Here is a 24,371-nt window from a genome sequence, read left to right as displayed (position 1 = left end):
CGCGACCATGCCGCCCCCAACGGAGCGCCCGCGATGCTGCCCGTCGTCGCTTTGGTCGGACGCCCGAATGTCGGCAAGTCGACCCTTTTCAATGTCCTCACACGCACGCGTGACGCGCTCGTCGCCGATCTTCCCGGCGTCACGCGCGATCGCCACTACGGCATCTGCCGCCTCGCCGAGCGCCATTTCGTCGTCGTCGACACGGGCGGCCTCGCCGACAGCGAGGAGGGCCTTGCCGGCCTGACCGCGCGCCAGGTCGAACTCGCGATCGGCGAAGCCGATGTCGTGCTGTTCGTCGTCGATGCGCGCGACGGCCTGCTGCCGACCGACCAGGCCATCCTCGCGCGGCTGCGTCGTGCCGCCAAGCCGGTGCTGCTCGCGGTCAACAAGGTCGACGGCCTCGACGAGACGGTCGCGACCGCGGATTTCGCCACGCTCGGTTTCGCGAGCGCGCTGCCGCTCGCGGCGTCGCATGGTCGCGGCGTGCTGCCGTTGCTCGAGGCGATCGATCCGCTGCTGCCCGCCTACGAGCCCGAGCCGGCCAGCGACGCCGACACGTCCGGCGTGCGCGTCGCGATCGTCGGTCGTCCGAACGTCGGCAAGTCGACCCTGGTCAATCGCCTGATCGGCGAGGATCGCGTCGTCGTGTCCGACATCGCCGGCACCACGCGCGATTCGATCCGCGTGCCGATGGAGCGCGACGGCCGTCGCTACACGCTCATCGACACGGCCGGCGTGCGCCGCCGCGCACGCATCGAGGACGCGGTCGAGAAGTTCAGCGTCATCAAGACGCTGCAGTCGATCGAGGCGGCCAACGTCGTGATCATGCTGCTCGACGCGAACGAGGGCGTGACCGAACAGGATGCCGGCCTCGTCGGCCACGTGCTCGACGCGGGGCGCGCGCTCGTGGTCGCGGTCAACAAGTGGGACGGCCTCAAGACCTACGACCGCGAGCAGTGCCGCAATTCGCTCGTGCGCCGCCTCGATTTCGTCGCGTGGGCACAGCAGGTGACGATCTCGGCGCTGCACGGCAGCGGCATCGGCGAGCTCATGAAGGCGGTCAACCGTGCCTATGCATCGGCCAACCGCAGCTTCACGTCGTCCGAACTCACGCGTGCGCTCGAGGCCGCCTACACGGCCTACCAGCCGCCGCTCGTGCGCGGCCACGCGCCCAAGCTCAAGTACGCGCATCCGGGCGGCAGCAACCCGCCCAACATCGTCATCCACGGCTCGCGCACGAAGCACCTCGCCGAAGCCTACCGGCGCTACCTCGAGAACTTCTTCCGCAAGCGCTACAAGCTCGTCGGCACGCCCGTGCGCCTGACCTTCGCCGAGAGCGACAACCCGTACGCGGGCAAGAAGAACGTGCTGACCGAAGGCCAGCAGAAGCGCCGCCAGCGCATGATCCGCAACGCCAAGCGCGGCAAGCGCTGACGGTGTACGCGTGGCGGCCGCGCTGACGTTCGCGATCCTCGCCGGCGGCGCGGCGACGCGCCTGGACGGCCGCGACAAGGGGCTCGAGCAGGTCGCGGGACGTGCGCTGGTCGACCGCGTTCTCGCCGGCCTCGGCGATGCACCGGCATTCGTCGTCGCAAACCGCAACCTCGAGACCTACGCACGCCATGCGCCCGTGATCACCGATGCGTTGCCGGGTCATCGCGGTCCGCTCGCAGGCGTCGCCGCGGCGCTCGCGCACGCCGACACGCCGTGGCTCGTGACCGTGCCCGTCGATTGTCCGGATCCGCCGCCGCGGCTCGCCGCGCGCCTGCTCGCGGCGATCGATGACGAGAGTGTCGTCTGCGCCGTGGCCCATGACGGTGAGCGTCGCCAGCCGCTGTTCGCGATCTACGCGCGATCACTCGCCACGTCGGCCGCCGAGGCCGCTGCGAGAGGCGAGGGGGCCTGGCAGTGGCAGCAGGCGATCGACGCGCGCGAGGTTGATTTCAGCGATGCGCGCGCGCATTTCGCCAATCTCAACACGCCCGGCGAGTTCGCCGCGTACGCGGAGCGCTTGCGTTGAACGACATCCCGACCTTCCTCTCCGTGCCCGAGGCGCAGGCCGCGATCCTCGCGTGCTGCACCGGTCGCGTCCTCGACGCCGAGCCGGTCGCGCTGCACCGGGCCGCGGCGCGCGTGTTGCGTGCCGACTTCGTCGCCGGCGCCGACGTGCCGGCCTTCGCCAACTCCGCGATGGACGGCTTCGCCGTCGCGTCGGCCGATCTCCCGAGCGAAGGCGAACGCCGCCTGCGCATCGCCGACACGCGCTTCGCGGGCGACACGCGCGAGGCGCGCATCGCCGCGGGCGAGGCCTTGCGCATCACCACGGGGGCGCCACTGCCGGCCGGCGCCGACACGGTCGTGATCAAGGAGCGCGTGCGCGTCGACGGAAACGATGTCGTCCTTCCTGGCGGCGAAGTGGCCGGTGCCAACGTGCGTCCTGCCGGAGAGGATTACCGCCGCGGCGATGTCGCCCTGCGCGCCGGCGAACGCCTCGGTGCGGCACAGCTCGGCGTGCTCGCCTCGCTCGGTCATGCATCCATCGACGTCGCGCGCCGCCCGCGCGTCGCGGTCGTCACGACCGGCGACGAGCTCGTGCTTCCGGGCGAGCCGCTCGGGCATGCGCAGATCCACAACAGCAACGGCTTCAGCCTAGCTGCACTGCTCGAACGCAGCGGCGCGGAACTCGTTTCGCCGACGAGCTCCGCACTGCCTTTCGATCATGTACGCGACGATCCCGACCGCCTCGCGACGGCGCTGCGCGCGGCCGCCGCGACGAGCGATGTCGTCGTCACCTCGGGTGGTGTGTCGGCCGGCGAGGCCGATTTCCTGCCCCAGCTGCTCGCCGCGCACGGTCGCGTGCATTTCTGGAAGGTGCGCATGCGCCCGGGCATGCCGGTGCTGTTCGGTGAGCTCGACGGCGCGCTCGTGTTCGGGCTGCCCGGCAATCCGGTGTCGAGCTACGCGACGCTGCTCATGTTCGTCGCGCCGGCGCTGGCGGCGCTGCAGGGCGCGCGCGAGGTGCAGCCACGCACGTGGCACGCGCGGCTCGCCGCGCCGATCGCCAAGCGCCACGACCGTACCGAGTTCATGCGCGCGCGCCTCGCGTCGCGCGCCGACGGCAGCCTGTGGGCGACGCCGGTCGCCAAGCAGGGTTCGGGCATGCTGCGCGGCGTCGCCGATGCCGATGCGCTGATCGTCGTGCCCGAGGAGGCACGCATGCTCGAGACGGGGACCGTCGTGGCCACGCTGCCGTTGCCGGAGCGCAGCTGACATGCATGCGCGCCCGGACGCCATCGAGATCGATCCCGCCGACGCGCTCGCGCTGCAGCGCGACGGCGCGCTGCTCGTCGACGTGCGCGAGGACGACGAGCGTGCCGCCGGCATGCCTGCGCACGCGCTCGCGCTTCCGCTCGGCACGCTGGGCTCGCGCATCGCCGCCGAAGCGCCCGAGCGTGGCCGCACCTTGCTCGCGATCTGCGCGAGTGGACGCCGCTCGCTGCGCGCGCGCGACGAACTGCTTTCGCTCGGTTATGCCGACGTGCGCTCGGTGCGCGGCGGTTTCGCGCGCTGGCGTGCCGAAGGCCTGCCGGTCGCCGAAGGCCTGCTCGGCGCCGACGCCGCGCAGCGCTACGCGCGCCATCTGGTGCTGCCCGAAGTCGGCGTGGCGGGCCAGGCGCGCCTCGGCGCCTCGCGCGTCGCGCTGATCGGTGCGGGCGGTCTCGGCGCGCCCGCCTCGCTGTACCTCGCAGCAGCGGGCATCGGCCACCTCACGCTCGTCGACGACGATCGCGTCGAGCGTTCGAACCTGCAGCGCCAGGTCGTGCACGCCGACGCACGCGTCGGCATGCCGAAGGTCGACTCGGCGCGCATCGCGCTCGAGGCCCTGAACCCGACGATCTCGATCGCGACGCGCGAGACGCGCATCGTCGCGGCCAACGTGGAGGAGGTCGTCGCAGGCCACGACGTCGTCATCGACGGCGCGGACAATTTCCCGACCCGCTATCTGCTCGATGCGGCATGCCGTCGCCTCGGGATTCCGCTCGTCTACGGGGCGGTGCACCGCTTCACGGGACAGGTCAGCGTGTTCGATGCGCGCGACGCGACGTCGCCGTGTTACCGCTGCCTGTTCCCCGATCCGCCGACCGCCGCCGAGGCGCCGAACTGCAGCGAGGCCGGCGTGCTCGGCGTGCTGCCCGGCACGATCGGCCTGCTGCAGGCGACCGAGGCGGTCAAGCTGCTGCTCGGCGCGGGCCGCCCGCTGGTCGGCCGCCTGCTGTGCTACGACGCACTCGCGGCGACGTTCCGCGAACTCGGCCTGCCGCGCGATCCGGCGTGCCCGGGCTGCGGTCCGGGCGTCGCGTTCACGGGGTACGAGGACATCGCGGCGATCTGTTCGGCGGAGTGATCCTTCCTGCGGCTGCACCCTTAGAATCGGCATCGGATCGCCGAGGGGAAGACGATGACAGGGACGCCGACCGCAGCGGCACTCAAGGCCATGCTCGCCGAGCGTGGTGATGCGCACACCGAAGCCTCGCGCATCCGCCTGCATCGCGCGATCAGCTGGCTTGCCCGTGCGGAAGCGGAAGCCGATGATCATGATGCGCGCTTCGTGTTCCTGTGGATCGCGTTCAACGCGGCCTACGCGCGCGAGTTCGCGCTCGAGGGATCCGCGCGCGAGCAGCTCAATGCGTTCCTGGCGGGCATTCTCGCGCTCGATGCCGACAAGCGCATCGCGGCCTTGCTGCTCAGGCAGTTCAGCGGACCGATCCGCACGATGGTGGCGAACCGCTTCGTGTTCGAACCGTTCTGGCGTGCGCTGCGCGAGCACGATGCGAGCGAGCGCTGGAAGGAAGCCTTCGACGGCAGTGGTCGGCTCGCCACGCGCGCCGTACTCGACGGTCGTACCGACGCGGTCCTGTCGATCGTGTTCGATCGCCTCTACGTGCTGCGCAACCAGCTCGTGCACGGCGGTGCGACCTGGAACAGCCGCGTCAACCGCGAGCAGGTGCGCGATGGCGTGAACATCCTGTCGGCACTGCTGCCGATCGTCGTCGCGCTGATGCTGGACCACCCCGAAGCGGACTTCGGGGATATCCATTACCCGGTGCTCTCGACGGGTTGACCGCGGCGGGCGCCGCGGTCCTGGCAGTCCTTAAGGCTTGGCTGCGACGGGCTTGCCACCGCCGCCACCGCGGCGACGACGCTTCTTGTTGCCGGCCGCGTGATCGCCGCCGTTGCCGCGCGGCTGCTGCGCGTGCGGGCGACGCGCGTGCTGCGGCGGGCGCGGACCCTGTTGCTGGCGCGGACGTGCGCCGCCGCCGGGACCGTCCAGACGCAGCGGACGCGACGGCGCGAAGCCCTCGACGTCCTCGATCGCGATGTCCTGCTTGAGCAGCTTGCGGATGTCGCGCAGCAGGCCTTCCTCGGCGTGGCTCACCAGCGACACCGCGAGGCCTTCGGCGCCGGCGCGACCGGTACGGCCGATGCGGTGCACGTAGTCCTCGGCGACCATCGGCAGGTCGTAGTTGATGACCATCGGCAGCTGATCGATGTCCAGGCCACGCGCGGCGATGTCGGTCGCCACGAGCACGCCGACGCGGCCGCTCTTGAAGTCGGCGAGCGCACGCGTGCGCTGGTTCTGGCTCTTGTTGCCGTGGATCGCCGCGGCGCGCAGGCCGGCGATCTCGAGCTGGCGCGCGAGCTTGTCCGAGCCGTGCTTGGTGCGGCAGAACACGAGGGTCTGGCGCGCATCGTTGCGCAGCAGGTGCAGCAGCAGATCCCGCTTGGCCTCGGCGTCGACCGGGTGCACGCGGTGCGTGACCGTGTTGGCGACGCTGTTCGGCTTGGCGATCTGGATCTCCTGCGGCTCGCGCATGAACTGCGTCGCGAGCGCCTTGATCTCGGGCGCGAACGTGGCCGAGAACAGCAGCGTCTGGCGGGCCTTCGGCAGTGCCGAGAGCACGCGCTTCATCGCGGGCAGGAAGCCCATGTCGAGCATGCGGTCGGCCTCGTCGAGGACGAGGATCTCGATCGCCGACAGGTCGACCGTGCGCTGCTGCATGTGGTCGATGAGGCGACCCGGCGTGGCCACGACGATGTCGAGGCCGCGGCGCAGCGCGTCGATCTGCGGGCCCATGCCGACGCCGCCGAAGATCGTCGCCGACTTCATGCCGATGTACTTGCCGTAGGTACGCACGCTGTCCTGCACCTGTGCGGCGAGTTCGCGCGTCGGCGTGAGGATGAGCGCGCGCGGCTTGCGCGGCGTGCCGTCGCGGCGACCGTTCGGATAGAGGCGCTCGAGCAGCGGCAGCGTGAACGCGGCCGTCTTGCCGGTGCCGGTCTGCGCGCCGGCCATGAGGTCGTGGCTCGCGAGCACGAGCGGGATCGAGGCGGCCTGGATCGGCGTCGGTGCGGTGTAATCCTGCTCGGCGAGTGCGCGCAGCAGGGCGGGCGACAGCCCGAGGGTGTCGAAAGACATGGAGATGCTCCTGATGGAAAACCCGGAGCGTCCCTGGTGAACCGCGCTGCAGGTGGGATGTCGGATGCCAGCCGAGTGGCGGCGTGTCCGGTTTCGTGCGTCGGGGCCGAACGGCGAGGGGTCGGGAGCGGCCGCGCGAGGCAGCTGGTCCGCGATGATCCGGAAGGGAACTCGGAAATCGACGCGACGAAGCCCGACGAGTATAGCGCGTGGGCGCGGATTCCGCGAGTCGGGGTGGCATGCATGCGCGCCCGGCCATGACGAGCGTCCTTTGACGCTGCGCGGGGTTGCTGCGTAGATTGCGCGCGCATGCGCATCACGTTCGAACTCGAATCCGCCGACATCGAGCGCTTCCGCGCGGCGTTCGCGCGCTCGCGCGAGGTCGCCGGCAACGCCGAGGAGATCGACGTGCTCGACGCCGCGCGCCACGCCCTCGACACCTTGTGCGTCGACGCGGTGCCTAGCTACGTGCGCAAGCGCCTCGTGCACGTGCAGCGCCTCATCGTCATGCTCGAGGATGATGCCTGGTCGCTGCCCGATCCCGATCGCGCAGAGGTGCTCGCGGCGCTCGCCTACTTCGCCGATCCGGAAGACCTCATCCCCGATCATCTCGAGGTGATCGGCCTGCTCGACGATGCGGTGATGCTGGAGTTGCTGGCCCGGCGCATGCGTCACGTGCTCGAGGGCTATGCACGCTTCTGTGCGTTCCGTGCCACGCTCGGCGCGCCGCCGCCCGATCCCGAAGGGCGTTCGCGCCATGCGCGTGCGCTCCTCGAGGAGCGCAATGCGCGTGTCAGCGGCGTGCAGGCGCGCCGCCGGCGCATCGCCGCGTGGCTGTCCGAACAGGCCTGACGGCCCCACTCGGATCCACGCTTCGCCCGTCCGTGCAGGGCCTGCCGTGACCTGCTAGGCTCGCGCGCCCTTTTTCGCGCCGCGCGTCCGCGCGCCGCCCCGGAGAAACGCCATGCAGATCGAGAAGAACAAGGTCGTCACGTTCCATTACACCGTCACCGACACCGCGGGCGCGACGATCGACAGTTCGCGCGATCGCGGGCCGATGGCCGTACTGATCGGTTATGGCGGCCTCATTCCGGGTCTCGAGAAGGCGTTCGAAGGTCGTGCGGCGGGTGATCGCTTCGAGGTCTCGGTCGCCCCCGAGGACGCTTACGGTCCGCGCGTGGAAGGCCAGCAGCAGCGCGTGCCGAAGAAGTACTTCCGGGACGCCGATCGCCTGCGCCCGGGCATGACCACGGCCCTCGCGCTCAAGGAGGGCGGCCAGCGTCCTGTCACGGTGATCAAGGTGGGCTCGAGCGTCGTCGACATCGACCTCAACCACCCGCTCGCGGGCCAGACGCTTGCGTTCGACGTCGAGATCATCGCCGTGCGTGACGGCGACGCCGAGGAGATCGCGCATCGCCACGTGCACGGCGACGGCGGCCACGCCCACGGCTGATCGAAACGCCGGTCGCGCCTTGCGCGCGACCGGCACGTGCCTCACTCGAAGACGCGCTTGCCGTAGCGGAAGCTGTCGCGCCAGCCCGCATCGTCGAGGCTGTTGAGCCGCACCGTGCCGCCGCTGTTGGGCGCGTGCACGAAACGTCGCTCGCCGACGTAGATGCCTACATGGGTGATGCGGCGGCCGCCGAACGCGAACAGCACGAGGTCGCCGCCACGCAGGTCGCGTGCATCGAGCTTGCGGCGTCCTTCTTCGGCGATGTCGGCGGAGGTGCGCGGCAGCGACACGCCTGCCGCGTCGCGGAACACATAGCCGACGAGCCCGCTGCAGTCGAAGCCGGTCTCGGGCGTGTTGCCGCCGTAGCGGTAAGGCGTGCCGACCAGCGCGAGCGCGCGGAACAGCACCGCATTCGCGGCGGCCGCATGCAGGTTCGCCGTGACCGGGGAGGTCGCGGGGCGCGGTGTCGTGGAGGATTTCTTCGGCGACGAGCCACAGGCCGCGAGGGCGAGCAGGGCAGGCAGCGCGAGAAGGATGCGGAGGCGGGTGGTCGGCGTCATCGGAGGATGACGCTGCGCGAGTGGCGCGCCGCTGTCAACGCGGGAAGAAAAAGGGCGCCGGCCGCGGATTCGTGGACGGCCGACGCCAGTGGGATGCGTGCGGCGATCAGGCCGCGGTCGTGCAGAGGGTCAGATGCGGACGCTTGCGCGCGACCGGTTCGGCAGGCATCTCGGCGTCGCCGACGAGGGCGTCGTGCAGCATGTGCACGGCTTCCTCGAAGCGGACCAGGCGTTCCTGCGCGGCCGCCGAAACCGAGGCCGGCACTTCGCCCGCATCGAGCAGGGCGCGCAGCAGGGCGCGGTGCGACGGCGAGAAGTCGTGGTCGAGCAGCGCTTCGTCGAGGGCGCAGATCACGCCGGCCAGCCAGCCGGAGGTCGGGGCGCGCAGGGCGAGGAGCAGTTCGTTGGTCGGCACGGACATCGCGGTAACCCTTCGATGGTTGGACTCTGAGAAGGATTAAGCAGGCATCGTGCCAATCGTGGATTTCGAGCCAGCGTGCCGCGCCAGGCGGCGCGGAAGGCCCTGATTCCCGCGTGACGGCGCGATGACGGCGTCGTGGCGGCCTGCCGGTGGCATCGGAAGCGTGCAGGCTGTCCGTACGCGCCGGCCCCTCCGCGTCACTTGCTGACACTGCGTGCCGACACATCGTGCGCCCGGCCCCGCGCGGCGCGGCGCCTCGACGCGGTGGCGCGGGCAGGCACGCCGCCTCACGTAGAATCGCGCGCCATGACTTCCCGCAAACCCGATGTCCTCGTCCTCGGCGGAGGCGTGATCGGGCTGGCCAGCGCGCTCGCGCTGCTCGAGGCCGGCCGCAGCGTGACGATCCTCGAGCAGGGTGCGACCGGCCGCGGCAGCTCGCATGGCAACTGCGGCACGCTGACGCCGAGCCACGCGACGCCGCTCGCGATGCCCGGCGTGATCGGCGAGGCGCTCGTGCAGATGTTCCGTGCCGACGCGCCGTTCCGCATCAAGCCGCGTTTCGATCCGGCGCTGCTGCGCTGGTTCCTGCGCTTCGCGGGCTTCTGCAACTGGCGCGACTTCGCGCGCATCAGCGCCATCAAGGCACCGTTCCTGAGCGCCTCGCGCCGGCTCATCGGGGACCTGATCGCGCGCACCGGCATGGCCTGCGAGTACCGCCACGACGGCACGCTCTACGTGTTCCGCGACGCCCGTGCGTTCGAGTCTTCGCAGTGGCTGCCGCGCGCGCTCGCCGAGGTCGGCGTGCCGATCGAGGCGCTCGACGGCGCACGCGTCGAGGCACTCGAACCCGCCCTCAAGCCCGGCGTCGCCGGCGGCTACTTCAATCCCGACGATGCGCGCCTGCGTCCCGACCGCTACGTGGCCGAGCTCGCGCGCCTCGTGCGCGAGGCCGGTGGCGTCGTCGAGGAGGACACGGCGGTCGAGGGTTTCGAACGCGACGGCGGCCGTATCACGCAGGTGCGCACCTCGCGCGGCACGTGGTCGGGCGGCGAGATCGTGTTCGCGCTCGGCGCGTGGTCGCCGCTGCTCGCGCGCCAGCTCGGCGTGGCGATCCCGATCCAGCCCGGCAAGGGCTACTCGATCACCTATGCACGCCCCGGGCGTTGCCCGCGCCTGCCGCTCGTGCTCAAGGAGGTCAGCGTCTGCGTGTCGAGCTGGGATTCGGGGTATCGACTCGGCAGCACGATGGAGTTCGCGGGCTACGACCGCACGCTCAACCGCACGCGCCTCGACGCGCTGCGCCGCGGTGCCGCGCTCTACCTGCACGAGCCCGAAGGCCCGGTCGAGGAGGAGCAGTGGTACGGCTGGCGTCCGATGACGCCCGACGACCTGCCGATCCTCGGGCGCGTCCCGGGCCTCGACAACCTCTGCCTGGCCACCGGCCACGGCATGCTCGGCGTGAGCATGTCGGCGATCACCGCGCAGCTCGTGCGCGAGATCCTCACCGGTGCCGCGCCTAGCCTCGACCTCGCGCCGTTCCGCGCGACCCGTTTCGGATGATGCTCCCGACATGACCGCTTCCCCGTTCGACCTCCTCGTCCTCGGCGCCGGCTCCGGCGGCATCGGCACGGCGATCCGCGCCGCACGCCATGGCGCGCGTGTGGCGCTGCTCGATCCGGGCCCGTTCGGTGGCACCTGCGTCAATGCCGGCTGCGTGCCCAAGAAGGCGATGTGGCTGGCCGCGCGCCTGGCGAGCCTGCAGCAGACCGCACGCCAGGCAGGCTTCGCGACGATCGCGGGCCCGCTCGACTGGCCGGCCTACGTCGCACGCCGCGACGCCTACATCGGCGACATCCATGCGAGCTACCGCGCGCAGTTCGAGGCGGCCGGCATCGAGGTCGTGCGCGAGGCCGGGCGGTTCCTCGCGCCGGGCGTCGTCGCGACGCCGACGCGCGAGTTCCGCGCGGCACACGTCGTCGTCGCGACGGGCTCGCGACCGCGTCCAGCCGAGATCCACGGTGGGCACCACGCGATCGATTCGGACGGCTTCTTCGGCCTGCGTGCGGCGCCGCCGCGCGTGGCGATCATCGGCGGCGGCTACGTCGCCTGCGAGCTCGCCGGCGTGCTGCACGCCCTGGGCAGCGAGGTCGAACTGTTCGTGCGCGGCGAGGCATTGCTCTCGCATTTCGACGCCGAGATGGTCGAGCACCTCGTCGGCGTCATGCGTGGGCGCGGCATCGGCCTGACCTGCGGACGCACGCTCGCGGCGATCTCGCGCAGCGATCGCGCCGGGCTCGCGTTGTCGTTCGAGGAAACCGCGGCTGCAGAGAGCGGTTTCGACAGCGTGATCTGGGCCGCGGGGCGCGCGCCGAACACCGCGACCCTCGACCTCGCCGTGGCCGGCGTCGCCGTCGACGCCGTGGGACACATCGTCGTCGACGATCGTCAGGACACGAATGTGGCCGGCATTCACGCGGTCGGCGACGTGACCGGTCGCGTCGCGCTGACACCGGTGGCCGTCGCCGCCGGACGCCGTCTCGCCGATCGCCTGTTCGGCGGCCAGCCCGAGGCCTGCCTGGACTATCGCGACATTCCCAGCGTGTGTTTCGGTGCGGTGCCGGTCGGTGCCGTCGGACTCACCGAAGCGGCGGCGCGCGAGCGCCACGGCGACGCGGTGCGCGTCTACCGCACGCGCTTCCGGCCGATGCTCAACGCGATCGTCGGCTGCGACGAGCGCGTCGCGATGAAGGTGATCTGCACCGGTGACGACGAGCGCATCGTCGGCATCCATCTCGCCGGCGACGGCGTCGACGAGATCCTGCAGGGTTTCGCGGTGGCGATGAAGGCCGGTGCGCGCAAGGCCGATCTCGACGCGACGGTCGCGATCCATCCGACCGCGGCCGAGGAACTCGTGCTGTTGCGCTGACGTGCGTGCGTTGACGGTGCACGCATCCCGATGATGCAGGGTTCCCGGCCACCGCGCGTGCGGTGACCGGGAGCCGGGCGTCGCTTACTGCACGCCGCCGATCGCGATCTGGCCGAGCTTGAAGAACACGTCGGTGTTGTCGAACACGCCCGTGAACGCACCGGCGCCGCGGCCGTAGGCCGACAGCGGGATGTCGGTCGCCGTGTGCACGGCCTGGTTGCCGCCGACCTGGCCGGTGATCAGGAAGCCCGCGCCCTGGTTGCGCACGCTCGGGTTGGCCGGCGATGCCGACGGCGAGAACGGCTGCTGCGAGTCGAGCGTCGGGTACACGGTCGGCAGCCAGGTTTCGTAGCGGTCCGCGTTCGCGCCGTAGCCGATCAGCATGCGGTTGTCGATCACGGTCGTGACCGGGTAGCCGTCACCGGCGATCGTGTACTTCGGGAACTTCGCCGCCTCGTACACGCCGACGACCGACTGGCCCGCATCCGGATCGGCTTCGAGCGCCGCGGCCGTGACCGTGGCCGCGCCGATGATCGCCGCGCCCGAGCACTCGTGGTCGGCGGTGACGATGACGATCGTGTCGGGGTTCTGCTCGGCGAAGCGCTTCGCCACCGCGATCGCGCGATCGAACTCGATCACCTCGAGCGGCCAGCGGTCGCTGTCCATGAGGTGCGACTGCTTGTCGATCGACGCGGCCTCGATCATCGCGACGAAACCGTTCGGGTTCTTCGCGAGCACCTTGAGCGCCTTGTCGGTCATTTCGTCGAGCATCGGCTGATCGGGGAAGCCGTAGGCGTCGACGACGGTGCCGTTGCCGCGGCGGCCGGCGATCTTGTCGTAGGCCACGTTCATGTTCGAGAACGCGTAGAGGCCGAGCAGCTTGTCCGGCACGCGCGTCGCGAACGCGGCGTCGAGCGATGTGCGGTCCGGCGTGTAGATGTAGCCGGCGCCCTCGAAGTCGGCGATGAGGTCGCGGCCCGGATCGATCGCGCCGCGGCTTGCGCCCCAGCCCGACACGAGGTCGTCGGGCAGCACGTAGTCGTTCGTGCTGCGACGCTGCGAGCCATTGAGCGGCTGCGGGCTCGTGCTGTCGCCGGCGTTCGGCAGGAACCACTTGCGGCCGCCGCCCATGAGCACGGTCAGGCCCGTCAGGTGACGATCGTCGAGGAACTGGTCGACGATGCCGGTGCCGTTGCCGCGCGCCGAGGTGTGGATCGCGTTGGCGGCCGGCGTCGCGTCGAACACGTCCGACGTGGTCACGATGCCGAGCGACTTGCCCTGCAGCATGTGCAGGTATTCGGCGAGGTACTCGATGCGCGGGTTGTCGAACGCGTCACGCGTGTCGTCCGGGAATACGCCTTCCTCGTTGTTGTTGCCCTTGTTGCCGTTGACGTAGTTCTGCATGCCCGGCGCGGAGTCGGTCACGATCGAGTTGAGCGACGCGGTCATGACCATGCCGCTGACCGGGAAGGTGTCCATCGCGAGGCGGCCCTTGGCCTTGCCCTGTGCGTAGCCCTTGGACATGATGCGCGCGGCCGTGCGGTGCGAGGCGCCCATGCCGTCGCCGAGCATGATGATGATGTTCTTGGCGACCGTGCCGCCCGGCGTGATGCCGACGATCTCGAAGTTGCCGGTCGCGCTGATGCGCGAACCATCGCTCTGCCACGCGACGATCTTGAGCGCGTGCACGCCGGGTTCCATGTGCGAGTACGCGCGCTGCGTGACGACCGCCGTGTTCGACGGCAGGCCCGCGACGAGCTTGCAGCCCGACGCGCCCGTGGTGCGACCCGTGGCGTTGATGCAGGTCGCGGCGGCGCCGGTTTCGGTGACCGTGCTGCGCGCGGCGGTCGACGGGATCGTGACGAGGTCGCCGCCGATCGGGATCACCTGGTCGCGGCGCGTCGGCGCGCCGTCCACGTAGAACTCGAACGAGGTGATCGTCTGGCCCGCGTCGGGCTGGATCGTCGCCTGCAGGTCGAAGCGCTGGCCGGGCAGGAAGCGCGCGATCACCGGCGCTTCGGCGCCTGTGGCGAACAGTTCGCTCGGCGGGGTGAGGCGGGACACCGTGCCGGCCAGCGCGGGCGCGCTGGACAGCAGCGAAGCGAGGGCAAGCGCGAGCGGGGCGTGGCGCGAAAGCGTGGACATGGGGAGACCTCTGCGAGGGGAGGAGCGGATAGGGATCAGGGGGCGTGCGCGAGCTTCGCGAGTGCGCGTTCGGTCTTGCGGTCGGGGACGATGCGCACGAACGAGATGCGCGTGCCTTCGCGGCTCTCCTGCGCGCCGAGCTCGAGCGTGCCGGTCACGTGGATGAGGCCGCGCAGGTGCGGCAGGACCCGGTCCGGATGCGCGGGCAGCTCGACGCGCACGAGGCCGGGCGGCAGGTCGTCGGCGAGGTCCTCGTCGGCGTCGCCGGCCGCGACCGGCAGCGGCGAGAGCAGGAATCCGCCGAGCGTCGCCGGCGACTGCTGCACCATGAAGCCGACCATGCGCACGCGCTTGCCGGCCGCGGCCTTGAGCGTGTCGCTCGGCTCGAGGCCGCGCGGGCCGACCGGCATCGCGAACAGGTCGCGGAACTTGAGCTCGACGACGTCCTTCGGCGGCGCGCCGAGCTCCTTCTTCACGGCGAGCGCGCGTGGCGCTTCGCGCGATTCGACGGGTTCGGAATGCGTATGCGCGGCGACGCCGGCGCACGACAGCAGCGCCGCGAGCGCGAAGGCCTGCGCGGCGATGGAACGAGGCGTGGACGATGACACGTGGGCGATCCCCGGCGAGCACGCGGCACGAGCGCCGCAGTGCGTTCAGGAAAGGCTAGGAACGTGTCGTGAAAGCGGGATGACGCCCGCGTTTCAGCGTGGCGACATCAGGCGTGGCGGAGCCATCCGCGCAGGCGGTCGAGATCGACGGGGTTGCCGGCGCCGTCGTCGTCGAGATGCGGGACGACCGCGAGGGCGCCGTCGAAGGCCTGCTCGCGCGTGTAGTCGTTGGTCGTCACGAGCGTCGCCAGTCCCGCGGCGCGCGCCGCGGCGAGCCCTGCGGACGAGTCCTCGATCGCGAGGGCGTGGGTCGCGTCTATGCCGAGTCGTACGATCACGTGCTCGTAGACGCCAGGATCGGGTTTCTTGCGTTCGGCGTCCTCGGCCGTCGCGACGACCTCGAATGCCGACAGCGGTACTGCCGAGGTCGCGAACAGCACCTCGACGTTCGCACGCGTCGTCGTCGTCGCGATCGCGAGGCGCATGCCGGCGTCGCGCGCCTCGGCGAGCAGGCGCTGCACGCCGGGCCGCCAGTCGATGCGGCCCTCGCCCACGAGGCGTGCGTAGTGGCGCGTCTTGCGCGCGTGCAGCTCGCGCGCGAGCTCGTCGCGCTCGGCCGCGGCGAGCTTCACGTGCTGCGTCTCGAAGAAATGCAGCAGGCGTTCGCGTCCGCCCGTGACGGCGAGCAGGTCACCGTAGCGCAGCACGTCCCAGAACCACGGCAGCGCAAGGTCTTCGAACGCGAGGTTGAACGCGACACGATGGCCGTCACGCTCCGTATCGGCGAGCGTGCCGTCGACATCGAACACGAGCGCCTGCAGCGGTTCGACCGCAGGCGCGACGGTGGCGCGGGCAGAGGGCGTCGACATGGGCTCAGTGGTAGCGCCGCGCCATGGCCTCGAGCGGCACGGGCCTGATGCGATCGGATTGCCCGGCACAGCCGAACGCCTCGAAGCGCGCCTTGCAGATGCCGCGCGCGGCTGCGGTCGCGGCCTTGAGCGCCTTGCGCGGATCGAACTCGCTGCGGTCCTCGGCGAAGGCCTTGCGCATCGCGCCGGTCATCGCGAGGCGGATGTCGGTGTCGATGTTGACCTTGCGCACGCCGTGGCGGATGCCGCGCTGGATCTCCTCGACCGGCACGCCGTAGGTTTCCTTGATGTCGCCACCGTGCTCGCGGATGATCGCGAGCCATTCCTGCGGCACCGAGCTCGAGCCGTGCATGACGAGGTGGGTGTCGGGCACCGCCTCGTGGATCGCGCGGATGCGGTCGATCGCGAGGATGTCGCCGGTCGGCTGGCGCGTGAACTTGTAGGCGCCGTGCGACGTGCCGATCGCGATCGCGAGTGCATCCACGCGCGTGCGCTCGACGAAGTCGCGCGCCTGCGCGGGATCGGTCAGCAGCATGTCGTGCGACAGCGTGCCCTCCGCGCCGACGCCGTCTTCTTCACCCGCGGTGCCGGTCTCGAGCGAGCCGAGGCAGCCGAGCTCGCCTTCGACCGACACGCCGACCGCATGCGCCATGCGCGTGACGAAGCGCGTGGTCTCGACGTTGTAGGCGTAATCGGCCGGTGTCTTCTGGTCCTCGAGCAGCGAGCCGTCCATCATCACCGAGGTGAATCCGGAGCGCAGCGACTGCTGGCACACGGCCGGCGAGGCGCCGTGGTCCTGGTGCAGCACGACCGGGATGTCGGGCCAGGCCTCGACTGCGGCGAGCACCATGTGGCGCAGGAACGGCTCGCCCGCGTACTTCCGCGCGCCGGCCGAGGCCTGCAGGATCACCGGGCTGCGCGTCTCCTCGGCGGCGAACATGATGGCCTGGATCTGTTCGAGGTTGTTGACGTTGAACGCGGGCACGCCGTAGTCGTGCTCGGCGGCATGGTCGAGCAACTGGCGAAGGCTGATGAAGGCCATGGTGCGGATCCTCCCGGTGACGTGATGGAGCGGATTCAGGCCGGCTCGGTGGCGATGCGGCGCGCCTCTAGCCATGCGGGCAGCGCATCGAGACCATCGAGCAGAGGGCAGCCCAGCGTCTCGGGCGGACGCCCCTCGTTGTAGCCGTGGCGCACCGCGACGATCGTGCAGCCGGCCGCGCGCGCGGCGAGCACGTCGTTGATCGAGTCGCCGACGAACAGAACCTCCGCCGGCGAAACACCGAGTGCGCGGCAGGCCGACAGCAGGTGTTCGGGATGCGGCTTGGTGAACGCGACGCGGTCGCCGCCGAGCACGAGGTCGAGCGGATCGGCGAGCCAGAAGCGGCCGAGCGCGGCTTCGGCGAAGCGCTGCAAGGCGTTGGTCACGACACCGAGCGCGTACCCGCGGGCACGCAGGCGCTGCAGGCAGCGCAGCGCACCGGGAAACACTTCGGTCGCTCGGCCCAGTTGCTCGGCGTAGCAGGCGACGTAGCGCTCGTACACCACCTCGGTGCGTTCACCGTCATGGAGGCCGCGCAGCGCGAGCGCGCGTTCGACGAGCACGCGCGGGCCGCGCCCGATCAGTGTCGCGACCGACTCGACCGCGAGTGGCGCGAGGCCTTCGGACGCGAGCGCCTGGTTCAGCGCGATCGTGATGTCGGGCGCGGTGTGCAGTAGCGTGCCGTCCATGTCGAACAGCACGGCGCGGATCGGCGGGGTCATGCGCGTCGCTCCATCTCGAGGGCGCGGCGCAGGTGCGCCGCGACGTTGCCGGGTGTGAAACCGAACAGTTCGAACAGTTGCGCCGCAGGCGCCGACTCGCCGAAACGCGCGAGGCCGACCACGCTGCCTTGCGCGCCGACGAGGTGTTTCCATGGCAGCGGGTGCCCGGCCTCGACCGCGACGCGCGGCACGCCAGGCGGCATGACGCTGTCGCGATACGCCGCATCCTGCGCCTCGAAGCGCTCGAGCGACGGCACGCTGACCACGCGCACGTCGCGGCCATCGTCGCCGAGGCTCGCGCGTGCGGCGAGCGCGAGCGCGACCTCCGAACCGCTCGCGAGCACGACCGCGCGCGGCGTGCCCGAGGCGGCTTCGACGAGCACGTAGCCGCCGCGCGTGATCGCATCGAGCTGCTCGCGTGTGCGCGTCTGTGCCGGCAGGTCCTGGCGAGACAGCACCAGACAGGTCGGTCCGTCGCGACGTTCGATCGCCTGCATCCACGCCGCCATGGTTTCGGCCGCGTCGCAGGGGCGCAGCACGAGCAGATCGGGGATCAGGCGCAGCGAGGCGACGTGCTCGACAGGCTGGTGCGTGGGACCGTCCTCGCCGAGACCGATCGAATCGTGCGTGAGCACGAAGATCACGCGCTGGCGCATCAGCGCAGCCATGCGGATCGCGTTGCGCGCGTAGTCGGAGAACACGAGGAACGTGCCGCCGTACGGGATGTAGCCGCCGTGCAGGGCGAGACCGTTCATGATCGCGGCCATGCCGAATTCGCGCACGCCGTAGTTGACGTGGCGGCCCGCGGTCGGGCCCTCGCCGTCACGGCCGCGGCGCACCGGTGTGGCGCCCTTGAACTCGGTGAGGTTCGAACTGGCGAGATCGGCCGAGCCGCCGAGCAGTTCGGGGACGAGTGCGGCGAGGCGGTCGAGCGCCTGCTGCGAGGCCTTGCGCGTCGCGACGTTCGGCATCGCGAGCTGCACTTCGGCGAGCGCGGCACGAACCGCCGCCGGCCAGTCCAGCGGCAGGTCGCCGCGCAGGCGACGTTCGAGCTCGGCGGCCTCGGTGGGCCACAGCCTCGCGTAGGTATCGAGCCGTTGCCGCCATTCGCTCTCGCGTGCACGGCCTTCGGCGCGCGCGTCCCAGCGCGCCCGCACCTCGGCCGGGATCTCGAATGGCTTGTGCGGCCAGCCGAGCCGTTCGCGCATCGCGGCGATCTCGTCGTCGCCGAGCGGCGCGCCGTGCACGGCGTGACCGCCGGCCTTGTTAGGGCTGCCGTGGCCGATCACGGTGCGGCAGGCGATCAGCGAGGGCTTGTCGCGTTCGCGCCGCGCGGCCTCGATCGCCGCATCGATCGCGTCGACGTCATGACCGTCGACGTCGCGCATGACGTGCCAGCCGCAGGCCTCGAAGCGTGCCGGCGTGTCGTCGGCGAACCAGTGCTCGACCTCGCCGTCGATCGAGATGCCGTTGTCGTCGTAGAACACGGTGAGCTTGCCTAGGCCGAGCGTGCCGGCGAGCGAGATGACCTCCTGCGAGAGGCCTTCCATGAGGCAGCCGTCGCCGACGAACACCCAGGTGCGGTGGTCGACGACGGCGTGCCCGTCGCGGTTGAACTCGCGCGCGAGCAGGGCTTCCGCGAGGGCCATGCCGACCGCGTTGGCGAGGCCTTGCCCGAGCGGGCCGGTCGTCGTCTCGACGCCGGGCGTGACGCTCCATTCCGGATGACCGGGCGCCTGGCTGTGCAACTGGCGGAAGCGCCGCAGTTCCTCGACGGGCAGGTCGTAGCCGGTCAGGTGCAGCAGCGCGTAGAGCAGCATCGAGGCGTGGCCGTTCGACAGCACGAAGCGGTCGCGATCGGCCCAGCCCGGATGCGCGGGGTTGTGGCGCAGGTGGCGCGTCCACAGCGCGACCGCGATCTCGGCCATGCCGAGCGGCGCACCGGGATGCCCTGACCGCGCAGCCTGCACCGCGTCGGCGGCGAGGAATCGGATCGCGTGCGCGAGCGGCGCGCGGTCGGGCAGGGCGGAGGTGTCGAGTCGGGCGTTCATCGGGCGTGTCCTCGGTGCGGCCTCACGCGGCGAGCGCACGGCGCTTGCGGTCCATGAGCTGCAGGATCATCGGCGTGAAGATGAGCTGCATCGCGAGGCCCATCTTTCCGCCCGGCGCGACGATCGTGTTCGCGCGGCTCATGAACGAGTCGCTGAGCATGCCGAGCAGCCACGGGAAATCGATGCCGCGCGGGTTGGCGAAGCGGATCACGACGAAGCTCTCGTCGGGCGTCGGGATGTCGCGTGCGATGAACGGGTTCGAGGTGTCCACGGTCGGCACGCGCTGGAAGTTCACGTGCGTGCGCGAGAACTGCGGACAGATGTGGGCGACGTAGTCGGGCATGCGGCGCAGGATCGTGTCCATGACCGCTTCCTGGCTGTAGCCGCGGCAGCGCTGGTCGCGATGCAGCTTCTGGATCCATTCGAGGTTGACGATCGGCACGACGCCGATGCACAGGTCGGCGTGCCGCGCGACGTCGACCGTGTCGGTCTTCGCCGCGCCGTGCAGGCCTTCGTAGAACAGCAGGTCGGAACCGGGCGGGATGTCCTCCCAGGCCGTGAACGTGCCCGGATCCTGGCCGTAGGGCTTGGCTTCCTCGTGGTCGTGCAGGTACTTGCGCACGCGCCCGCGGCCGCCCTCGCCGTAGTCGCGGAACAGGGCCTCGAGCTCCTCGAGCAGGTTCGCCTCGGGGCCGAAGTGGCTGAAGTTGCGGTTGCCCGCAGCTTCGGCCTCCTTCATCGCGGCGCGCATGCCGAGGCGGTCGTAGCGGTGGAACGCGTCGCCTTCGACGATCTGCGCGGCGATGCCTTCGCGCCGGAACACGTTGGCGAAGCTCTGCAGCACGGTCGTGGTGCCGGCGCCCGAGGAGCCGGTGACCGCGATCACCGGATGCTTGATCGACATGCGTCTTCCTCCGGTCTAGTCAGGCGCGCGCTTCGGGTCGGAACAGCGAGCGTTCGTTGAACAGCGGCGAGCTGAAAGGCACGTCGTCGCCGCAGTCGTGGTCGCGGTGGTACTGCTCGATGAGCTCGACCTCGCGGCGCGAGCCGAGGATCACCGCGATGCGCTCGTGCAGCGTCTGCGGCGAGTGCTCGAGCAGGCGCTCGCGCCCCGTCGAGGCGAGCCCGCCGGCCTGTTCCACGAGCATCGCCATGGGATTGGCCTCGTACATGAGGCGCAGGCGGCCGGCCTTCTTCGGATCCTTGGTGTCGCGCGGGTACATGAAGACGCCACCGCGGATCAGGATGCGGTGCACTTCCGCGACCATCGAGGCGATCCAGCGCATGTTGAAGTCGCGCGCGCGCGGCCCGGTGCGGCCTGCCTTGCACTCGTCCACATAGCGCTGCATCGGCGGCTCCCAGAAGCGCTGGTTCGAGGCGTTGATCGCGAACTCGCTGGTCTCCTCGGGCACGCGCAGGTTCGGATGGGTGAGGATGAAGTTGCCGATCTCGCGATCGAGCGTGAAGCCGTGCGTGCCGCGGCCGACCGTGATCACGAGCAGCGTCGACGGTCCGTAGATCGCGTAGCCCGCGGCGACCTGCTCGCGGCCGCGCTTGAGGTAGTCGCCGAAGGCGGGTCGCTCGTCGCCGTCGTGGCGCAACACCGAGAAGATCGTGCCGACCGAGACGTTGAGGTCGACGTTCGAGGACCCGTCGAGCGGGTCGAACACGAGCAGGTAGCGCCCGCGCGAGTACTCGGCCGGGATCTCGAACGGCTCGTCCATCTCTTCCGACGCCATGCCGGCGACCAGGCCGCCCCATTCGCAGTGGCGCAGGATCGTCTCGTTGGTGATCACGTCGAGCTTCTTCTGCACCTCGCCCTGCACGTTGTGCGAATCGACCTCGCCGAGGTAGCCGCCGAGCGCGCCCTTGGCGGCCATCGCGCTGATCGCCTTGATCGCCGCGGCGACGTCGACGAGCAGCGCGGCGAGGTCGTTGGATTCCTGCGTCTCGCGCAGGTGTTCGATGAGGAATTTCGACAGCGTGGTCCGGCCGTGCAGCAGTTCCATGGCGCGCTCCCCTAGTGGTGTGTCGTGGTGGTGGCGCTCTCGCGCCCGCCCTGGAACACGCGGCTCGCGCGCAGGTCCTCGGACGACAGCGTCATGAGGCGCTCGCGATCCGGCGTCGTCTCGCCCTCGCCGGCAGCCGAGAACAGGCGGCTGGCCTGGCGCAGGCGTGCACGGTCGAGCGCGTTGCGCACCGAGCGCGCGTTGGCGAAATGCGGCTGGGTCACGCGCAGCGCGATGTACTCGCGCATCGCGGCGAGGCCGGCCTCGTCGAAGCGGTAGTCCATGCGCGCGGCGAGCAACTCGGCGATGCGCAGCAGCTCGTCGGGCGTGTAGTCGGGGAAGTCGACGTGGTGGGCGATGCGCGAGGCCATGCCGGGATTGCTGCGGTAGAACGTTTCCATGCGGTCGCGGTAGCCGGCGAGGATCACGACGAGGTCGTCGCGCTGGTTCTCCATGACCTGCAGCAGGATCTCGATCGCCTCCTGGCCGTAATCGCGCTCGTTCTCGGGGCGGTAGAGGTAATAGGCCTCGTCGATGAACAGCACGCCGCCCATCGCCTTCTTGAGTGCCTCCTTGGTCTTCGGCGCGGTGTGGCCGATGTACTGGCCGACGAGGTCGTCGCGCGTCACCGCGACGACGTGGTTGCGCCGCGTGTAGCCGAGGCGGTGCAGGATGTCGGCCATGCGCAGCGCGACCGTCGTCTTGCCGGTGCCGGGGTTGCCCGTGAAGCTCATGTGCAGGCTCGGCGCACCGCCGCCGAGGCCGTGCGCGTGGCGTGCCTTGTCGACGAGCAGCAGCGCGGCGATGTCGCGGATGCGCGACTTGACCGGGGCGAGGCCGACGAGCTCGTTATCGAGCTGGCGCATGACCTCGCCGACGCCGCTCTCGCGGTACAGCGCGGCGAGGTCGACGCCGCCCGTGATGGCGACGGGATCGGCATCCGTATCGTTCGTCGTGTCGGTGGCGACGGCATCGGTCATGGCAGCCTCGCGAAGTCGTGGAGCCGTGGCACGCCGTGGCCGACGCCGCGTTCGCGGCGTAGGTGGCGGGCGTGGCGGAAGCGGGCAGGGGTTCCTGCCAGCAGACGTCAGTAGCGCGCGCCTTCCGGGCGTGCGACGACGGCGTAACTCTCGATCGAGTAGCGCAGCGTGCGGCCCGGTTCCTCGATGCGCACGAGGCGGAAGCCGGGTTCTTCCTTCGGCCGGTTCACGATGAACGAGAGCACGACCGACTCGACCTGGTGCGTCGAGTCGAACGCGGTGACGCGGATGTAGTGGTCCGGGAAGGTCTTCCGCGAGTTGTGGATCTCGAGCAGGATGCCGGCCGCATCACGCAGGTCGAACATCGGCAGGCCGAACATCTCCCAGTACGTGTTGCGCGGATGCGGATCGTCGGTGACCTCGATGCCGACCGCCCAACCCTTGTCGATCGCGTACTGCAGCTGCTTGGTGATCTGGGCGTCGCTGAGGTCGGGCAGGTACGAAAACGTGCCTTGGGTGATGCGCATGGGATTCTCCTTGGACGTGCGTCGGATCAGACGGCGGTCGGTGTCGGCACGAAGTCCGAGGTGTCGGTCGGTGTGTAGTTGAAGCTGATGTCGCCCCAGGTATCGAGCGCGGCCTTGAGCGGACTGCACCACCTCGCCGCGTCGCGCAGGATCTGCGGACCTTCATTGGCGATGTCGCGGCCTTCGTTGCGCGCGAGCACCATCGCCTCGAGGGCGACGCGGTTCGCGGTTGCGCCGGCCTGGATGCCGTCGGGATGGCCGATCGTGCCGCCGCCGAACTGCAGCACGACGTCGTCGCCGAACAGGTCGAGCAGCTGGTGCATCTGGCCCGCGTGGATGCCGCCCGACGCGACCGGCATGACCTTGCGTAGCGCGCCCCAGTCCTGTTCGAAGTGGATGCCGCGCACGAGGTCGACCTTCGTGTGCGCGTCGCGGCAGACGTTGTAGTAACCCTGCACGGTGGCCGGATCGCCCTCGAGCTTGCCGACCGCGGTGCCGGCGTGGATGTGGTCGACGCCGAGCATGCGCATCCACTTCGCGATGACGCGGAACGACACGCCGTGGTTCTTCTGACGCGTGTAGGTGCCGTGGCCGGCGCGGTGCAGGTGCAGGATCATGTCGTGGTCGCGGCACCAGTTCGACAGCGACTGGATGCCCGTGTAGCCGACGACGAGATCGACCATGACGATGACCGAGCCGAGCTCCTTCGCGAACGCGGCGCGCTTGTACATCTCCTCCATCGAGCCCGCGGTGACGTTGAGGTAGCTGCCCTTGACCTCGCCGGTCGCGGCGCTCGCCTTGTTCACCGCGTCCATCACGAACAGGTAGCGGTCGCGCCAGTGCATGAACGGCTGCGAGTTGATGTTCTCGTCGTCCTTCATGAAGTCGAGGCCGCCCTTGAGGCCTTCGTAGACGACGCGGCCGTAGTTGCGTCCCGACAGGCCGAGCTTTGGCTTGGTCGTCGCGCCGAGCAGCGGGCGGCCGAATTTGTCGAGGCGCTCACGCTCGACGATGATGCCGGTCGGCGGGCCGCGGAACGTCTTCACGTAGGCGACCGGGAACTGCATGTCCTCGAGGCGGGCCGCCTTGAGCGGCTTGAAGCTGAAGACATTGCCGATGATCGACGCGGTCACGTTGGCGATCGAGCCCTCCTCGAACAGCGAGAGGTCGTAGGCGACCTTGCAGAACCACTGTCCCGGTATGCCCGGCACGGGTTCGACGCTGTAGGCCTTGGCGCGGTACATGTCGCAGGCGGTCAGGCGGTCGGTCCAGACCACGGTCCAGGTCGCGGTCGAGGATTCGCCGGCGACGGCCGCGGCGGCCTCGACCGGGTCGACGCCTTCCTGCGGCGTGATGCGGAACAGCGCGATGATGTCGGTCGGCTTCGGCTCGTAGTCCGGCTGCCAGTAGCCCATCTGGGCGTACTTGAGCACGCCCGCCTTGTAGCGCTTCGTGGACGTGGTGATCTCGGTGGCGGCGTCTTTCGCGAGTGCGTTCATGTCGGCTCCTGGCGTGCGTCGCGGATGCCGTCATCCGCTGCGTCGGGATCGAACGTACGCAGCGTGGAACATCAAGTACAC

23 protein-coding genes are annotated in these 24,371 nt (G+C 70.3%); 9 read left to right on the top strand and 14 right to left on the bottom strand.

Going from position 1 to position 24,371, the window contains the following annotated elements; translation table 11 throughout:
* Positions 1 to 33 precede the first annotated feature (33 nt).
* Genes der through ACQQ2N_RS18380 form a run of 5 tightly spaced genes read left to right on the top strand, consistent with a single transcriptional unit; the run spans position 34 to position 5,122 of the window.
* Positions 34 to 1,434 (top strand): ribosome biogenesis GTPase Der, encoded by a 1,401-nt coding sequence (gene der / locus ACQQ2N_RS18400; RefSeq protein WP_440223025.1) that lies wholly within the window; start codon positions 34 to 36, stop codon positions 1,432 to 1,434.
* 10 nt (positions 1,435 to 1,444) lie between these two features.
* Positions 1,445 to 2,020, top strand: a complete 576-nt coding sequence (mobA, locus tag ACQQ2N_RS18395) for a molybdenum cofactor guanylyltransferase (RefSeq protein ID WP_440223024.1) — start codon at positions 1,445 to 1,447, stop codon at positions 2,018 to 2,020.
* Entirely contained in the window at positions 2,017 to 3,270 is a 1,254-nt protein-coding gene (locus ACQQ2N_RS18390) for a molybdopterin molybdotransferase MoeA (RefSeq protein ID WP_440223023.1), read from the top strand. Before mobA ends, ACQQ2N_RS18390 begins: the two co-directional genes overlap by 4 nt.
* Before the next feature lies 1 nt (position 3,271).
* Entirely contained in the window at positions 3,272 to 4,405 is a 1,134-nt protein-coding gene (gene moeB / locus ACQQ2N_RS18385) for a molybdopterin-synthase adenylyltransferase MoeB (RefSeq protein ID WP_440223022.1), read from the top strand.
* A 54-nt stretch (positions 4,406 to 4,459) separates the two neighbouring features.
* Complete coding sequence (locus tag ACQQ2N_RS18380; RefSeq protein ID WP_440223021.1) at positions 4,460 to 5,122, top strand: hypothetical protein; 663 nt, start codon at positions 4,460 to 4,462, stop codon at positions 5,120 to 5,122.
* A 30-nt stretch (positions 5,123 to 5,152) separates the two neighbouring features.
* Here ACQQ2N_RS18380 and ACQQ2N_RS18375 read toward each other — a convergent pair whose 3' ends face one another.
* The gene (locus tag ACQQ2N_RS18375) at positions 5,153 to 6,478 is read right to left on the bottom strand and encodes a DEAD/DEAH box helicase (RefSeq protein WP_440223020.1); all 1,326 of its coding nucleotides are present in this window, start codon (positions 6,476 to 6,478) and stop codon (positions 5,153 to 5,155) included.
* A gap of 309 nt (positions 6,479 to 6,787) precedes the next feature.
* Between ACQQ2N_RS18375 and ACQQ2N_RS18370 the strand changes: the two genes are divergently transcribed.
* Both ACQQ2N_RS18370 and ACQQ2N_RS18365 read left to right on the top strand, forming a co-directional pair.
* Positions 6,788 to 7,330 carry a YkvA family protein gene (locus ACQQ2N_RS18370; protein ID WP_440223019.1) on the top strand — a complete coding sequence of 181 codons (543 nt, stop codon included), beginning with the start codon at positions 6,788 to 6,790 and terminating at the stop codon, positions 7,328 to 7,330.
* 112 nt (positions 7,331 to 7,442) lie between these two features.
* Positions 7,443 to 7,931: an FKBP-type peptidyl-prolyl cis-trans isomerase gene (locus ACQQ2N_RS18365; protein WP_440223018.1), complete on the top strand. Its 489-nt coding sequence runs from the start codon at positions 7,443 to 7,445 to the stop codon at positions 7,929 to 7,931.
* Positions 7,932 to 7,972: 41 nt separating this feature from the next.
* Here ACQQ2N_RS18365 and ACQQ2N_RS18360 read toward each other — a convergent pair whose 3' ends face one another.
* Positions 7,973 to 8,491: a C40 family peptidase gene (locus ACQQ2N_RS18360; protein ID WP_440223017.1), complete on the bottom strand. Its 519-nt coding sequence runs from the start codon at positions 8,489 to 8,491 to the stop codon at positions 7,973 to 7,975.
* Between the two features lie 106 nt (positions 8,492 to 8,597).
* Positions 8,598 to 8,912: a hypothetical protein gene (locus ACQQ2N_RS18355; protein ID WP_440223016.1), complete on the bottom strand. Its 315-nt coding sequence runs from the start codon at positions 8,910 to 8,912 to the stop codon at positions 8,598 to 8,600.
* Positions 8,913 to 9,218: 306 nt separating this feature from the next.
* Between ACQQ2N_RS18355 and ACQQ2N_RS18350 the strand changes: the two genes are divergently transcribed.
* Positions 9,219 to 10,472: an NAD(P)/FAD-dependent oxidoreductase gene (locus tag ACQQ2N_RS18350; RefSeq protein WP_440223015.1), complete on the top strand. Its 1,254-nt coding sequence runs from the start codon at positions 9,219 to 9,221 to the stop codon at positions 10,470 to 10,472.
* A gap of 10 nt (positions 10,473 to 10,482) precedes the next feature.
* A complete protein-coding gene (gene gorA, locus ACQQ2N_RS18345; RefSeq protein WP_440223014.1) occupies positions 10,483 to 11,838 on the top strand; it encodes a glutathione-disulfide reductase in 1,356 nt (451 codons plus the stop codon).
* An 84-nt stretch (positions 11,839 to 11,922) separates the two neighbouring features.
* On the opposite strand, the gene ACQQ2N_RS18340 is transcribed toward gorA, so the two are convergent.
* The 11 genes from ACQQ2N_RS18340 to ACQQ2N_RS18290 all read right to left on the bottom strand — a co-directional run bounded on the left by ACQQ2N_RS18340 (position 11,923) and on the right by ACQQ2N_RS18290 (position 24,290).
* The gene (locus ACQQ2N_RS18340; protein ID WP_440223013.1) at positions 11,923 to 13,983 is read right to left on the bottom strand and encodes an alkaline phosphatase; all 2,061 of its coding nucleotides are present in this window, start codon (positions 13,981 to 13,983) and stop codon (positions 11,923 to 11,925) included.
* Between the two features lie 35 nt (positions 13,984 to 14,018).
* Complete coding sequence (locus ACQQ2N_RS18335; RefSeq protein WP_440223012.1) at positions 14,019 to 14,591, bottom strand: hypothetical protein; 573 nt, start codon at positions 14,589 to 14,591, stop codon at positions 14,019 to 14,021.
* Positions 14,592 to 14,698: 107 nt separating this feature from the next.
* On the bottom strand, positions 14,699 to 15,460 hold the full coding sequence (locus ACQQ2N_RS18330; RefSeq protein ID WP_440223011.1) for an HAD-IA family hydrolase: 762 nt from the start codon (positions 15,458 to 15,460) through the stop codon (positions 14,699 to 14,701).
* 4 nt (positions 15,461 to 15,464) lie between these two features.
* Positions 15,465 to 16,502: a class II fructose-bisphosphate aldolase gene (gene fba / locus ACQQ2N_RS18325; protein WP_440223010.1), complete on the bottom strand. Its 1,038-nt coding sequence runs from the start codon at positions 16,500 to 16,502 to the stop codon at positions 15,465 to 15,467.
* 35 nt (positions 16,503 to 16,537) lie between these two features.
* Positions 16,538 to 17,224, bottom strand: a complete 687-nt coding sequence (gene gph, locus ACQQ2N_RS18320) for a phosphoglycolate phosphatase (RefSeq protein WP_440223009.1) — start codon at positions 17,222 to 17,224, stop codon at positions 16,538 to 16,540.
* A complete protein-coding gene (gene tkt / locus ACQQ2N_RS18315) occupies positions 17,221 to 19,275 on the bottom strand; it encodes a transketolase (protein WP_440223008.1) in 2,055 nt (684 codons plus the stop codon). Before tkt ends, gph begins: the two co-directional genes overlap by 4 nt.
* 22 nt (positions 19,276 to 19,297) lie before the next feature.
* Complete coding sequence (locus ACQQ2N_RS18310) at positions 19,298 to 20,179, bottom strand: phosphoribulokinase (RefSeq protein ID WP_440223007.1); 882 nt, start codon at positions 20,177 to 20,179, stop codon at positions 19,298 to 19,300.
* Between the two features lie 19 nt (positions 20,180 to 20,198).
* Positions 20,199 to 21,284 carry a class 1 fructose-bisphosphatase gene (locus tag ACQQ2N_RS18305; protein WP_440223006.1) on the bottom strand — a complete coding sequence of 362 codons (1,086 nt, stop codon included), beginning with the start codon at positions 21,282 to 21,284 and terminating at the stop codon, positions 20,199 to 20,201.
* An 11-nt stretch (positions 21,285 to 21,295) separates the two neighbouring features.
* Positions 21,296 to 22,264, bottom strand: a complete 969-nt coding sequence (gene cbbX, locus ACQQ2N_RS18300) for a CbbX protein (RefSeq protein WP_440223005.1) — start codon at positions 22,262 to 22,264, stop codon at positions 21,296 to 21,298.
* A 107-nt stretch (positions 22,265 to 22,371) separates the two neighbouring features.
* Entirely contained in the window at positions 22,372 to 22,791 is a 420-nt protein-coding gene (locus ACQQ2N_RS18295) for a ribulose bisphosphate carboxylase small subunit (protein WP_440223004.1), read from the bottom strand.
* Between the two features lie 26 nt (positions 22,792 to 22,817).
* Complete coding sequence (locus ACQQ2N_RS18290; protein ID WP_440223003.1) at positions 22,818 to 24,290, bottom strand: form I ribulose bisphosphate carboxylase large subunit; 1,473 nt, start codon at positions 24,288 to 24,290, stop codon at positions 22,818 to 22,820.
* Positions 24,291 to 24,371 lie beyond the last annotated feature (81 nt).

Source organism: Dokdonella aquatica (genome assembly GCF_051987395.1).
In the GTDB taxonomy this organism is placed as follows: Bacteria; Pseudomonadota; Gammaproteobacteria; order Xanthomonadales; family Rhodanobacteraceae; genus Dokdonella.
Note: the sequence above shows the minus strand (reverse complement) of the source record. Positions and strands in the feature narration are given on the sequence as shown.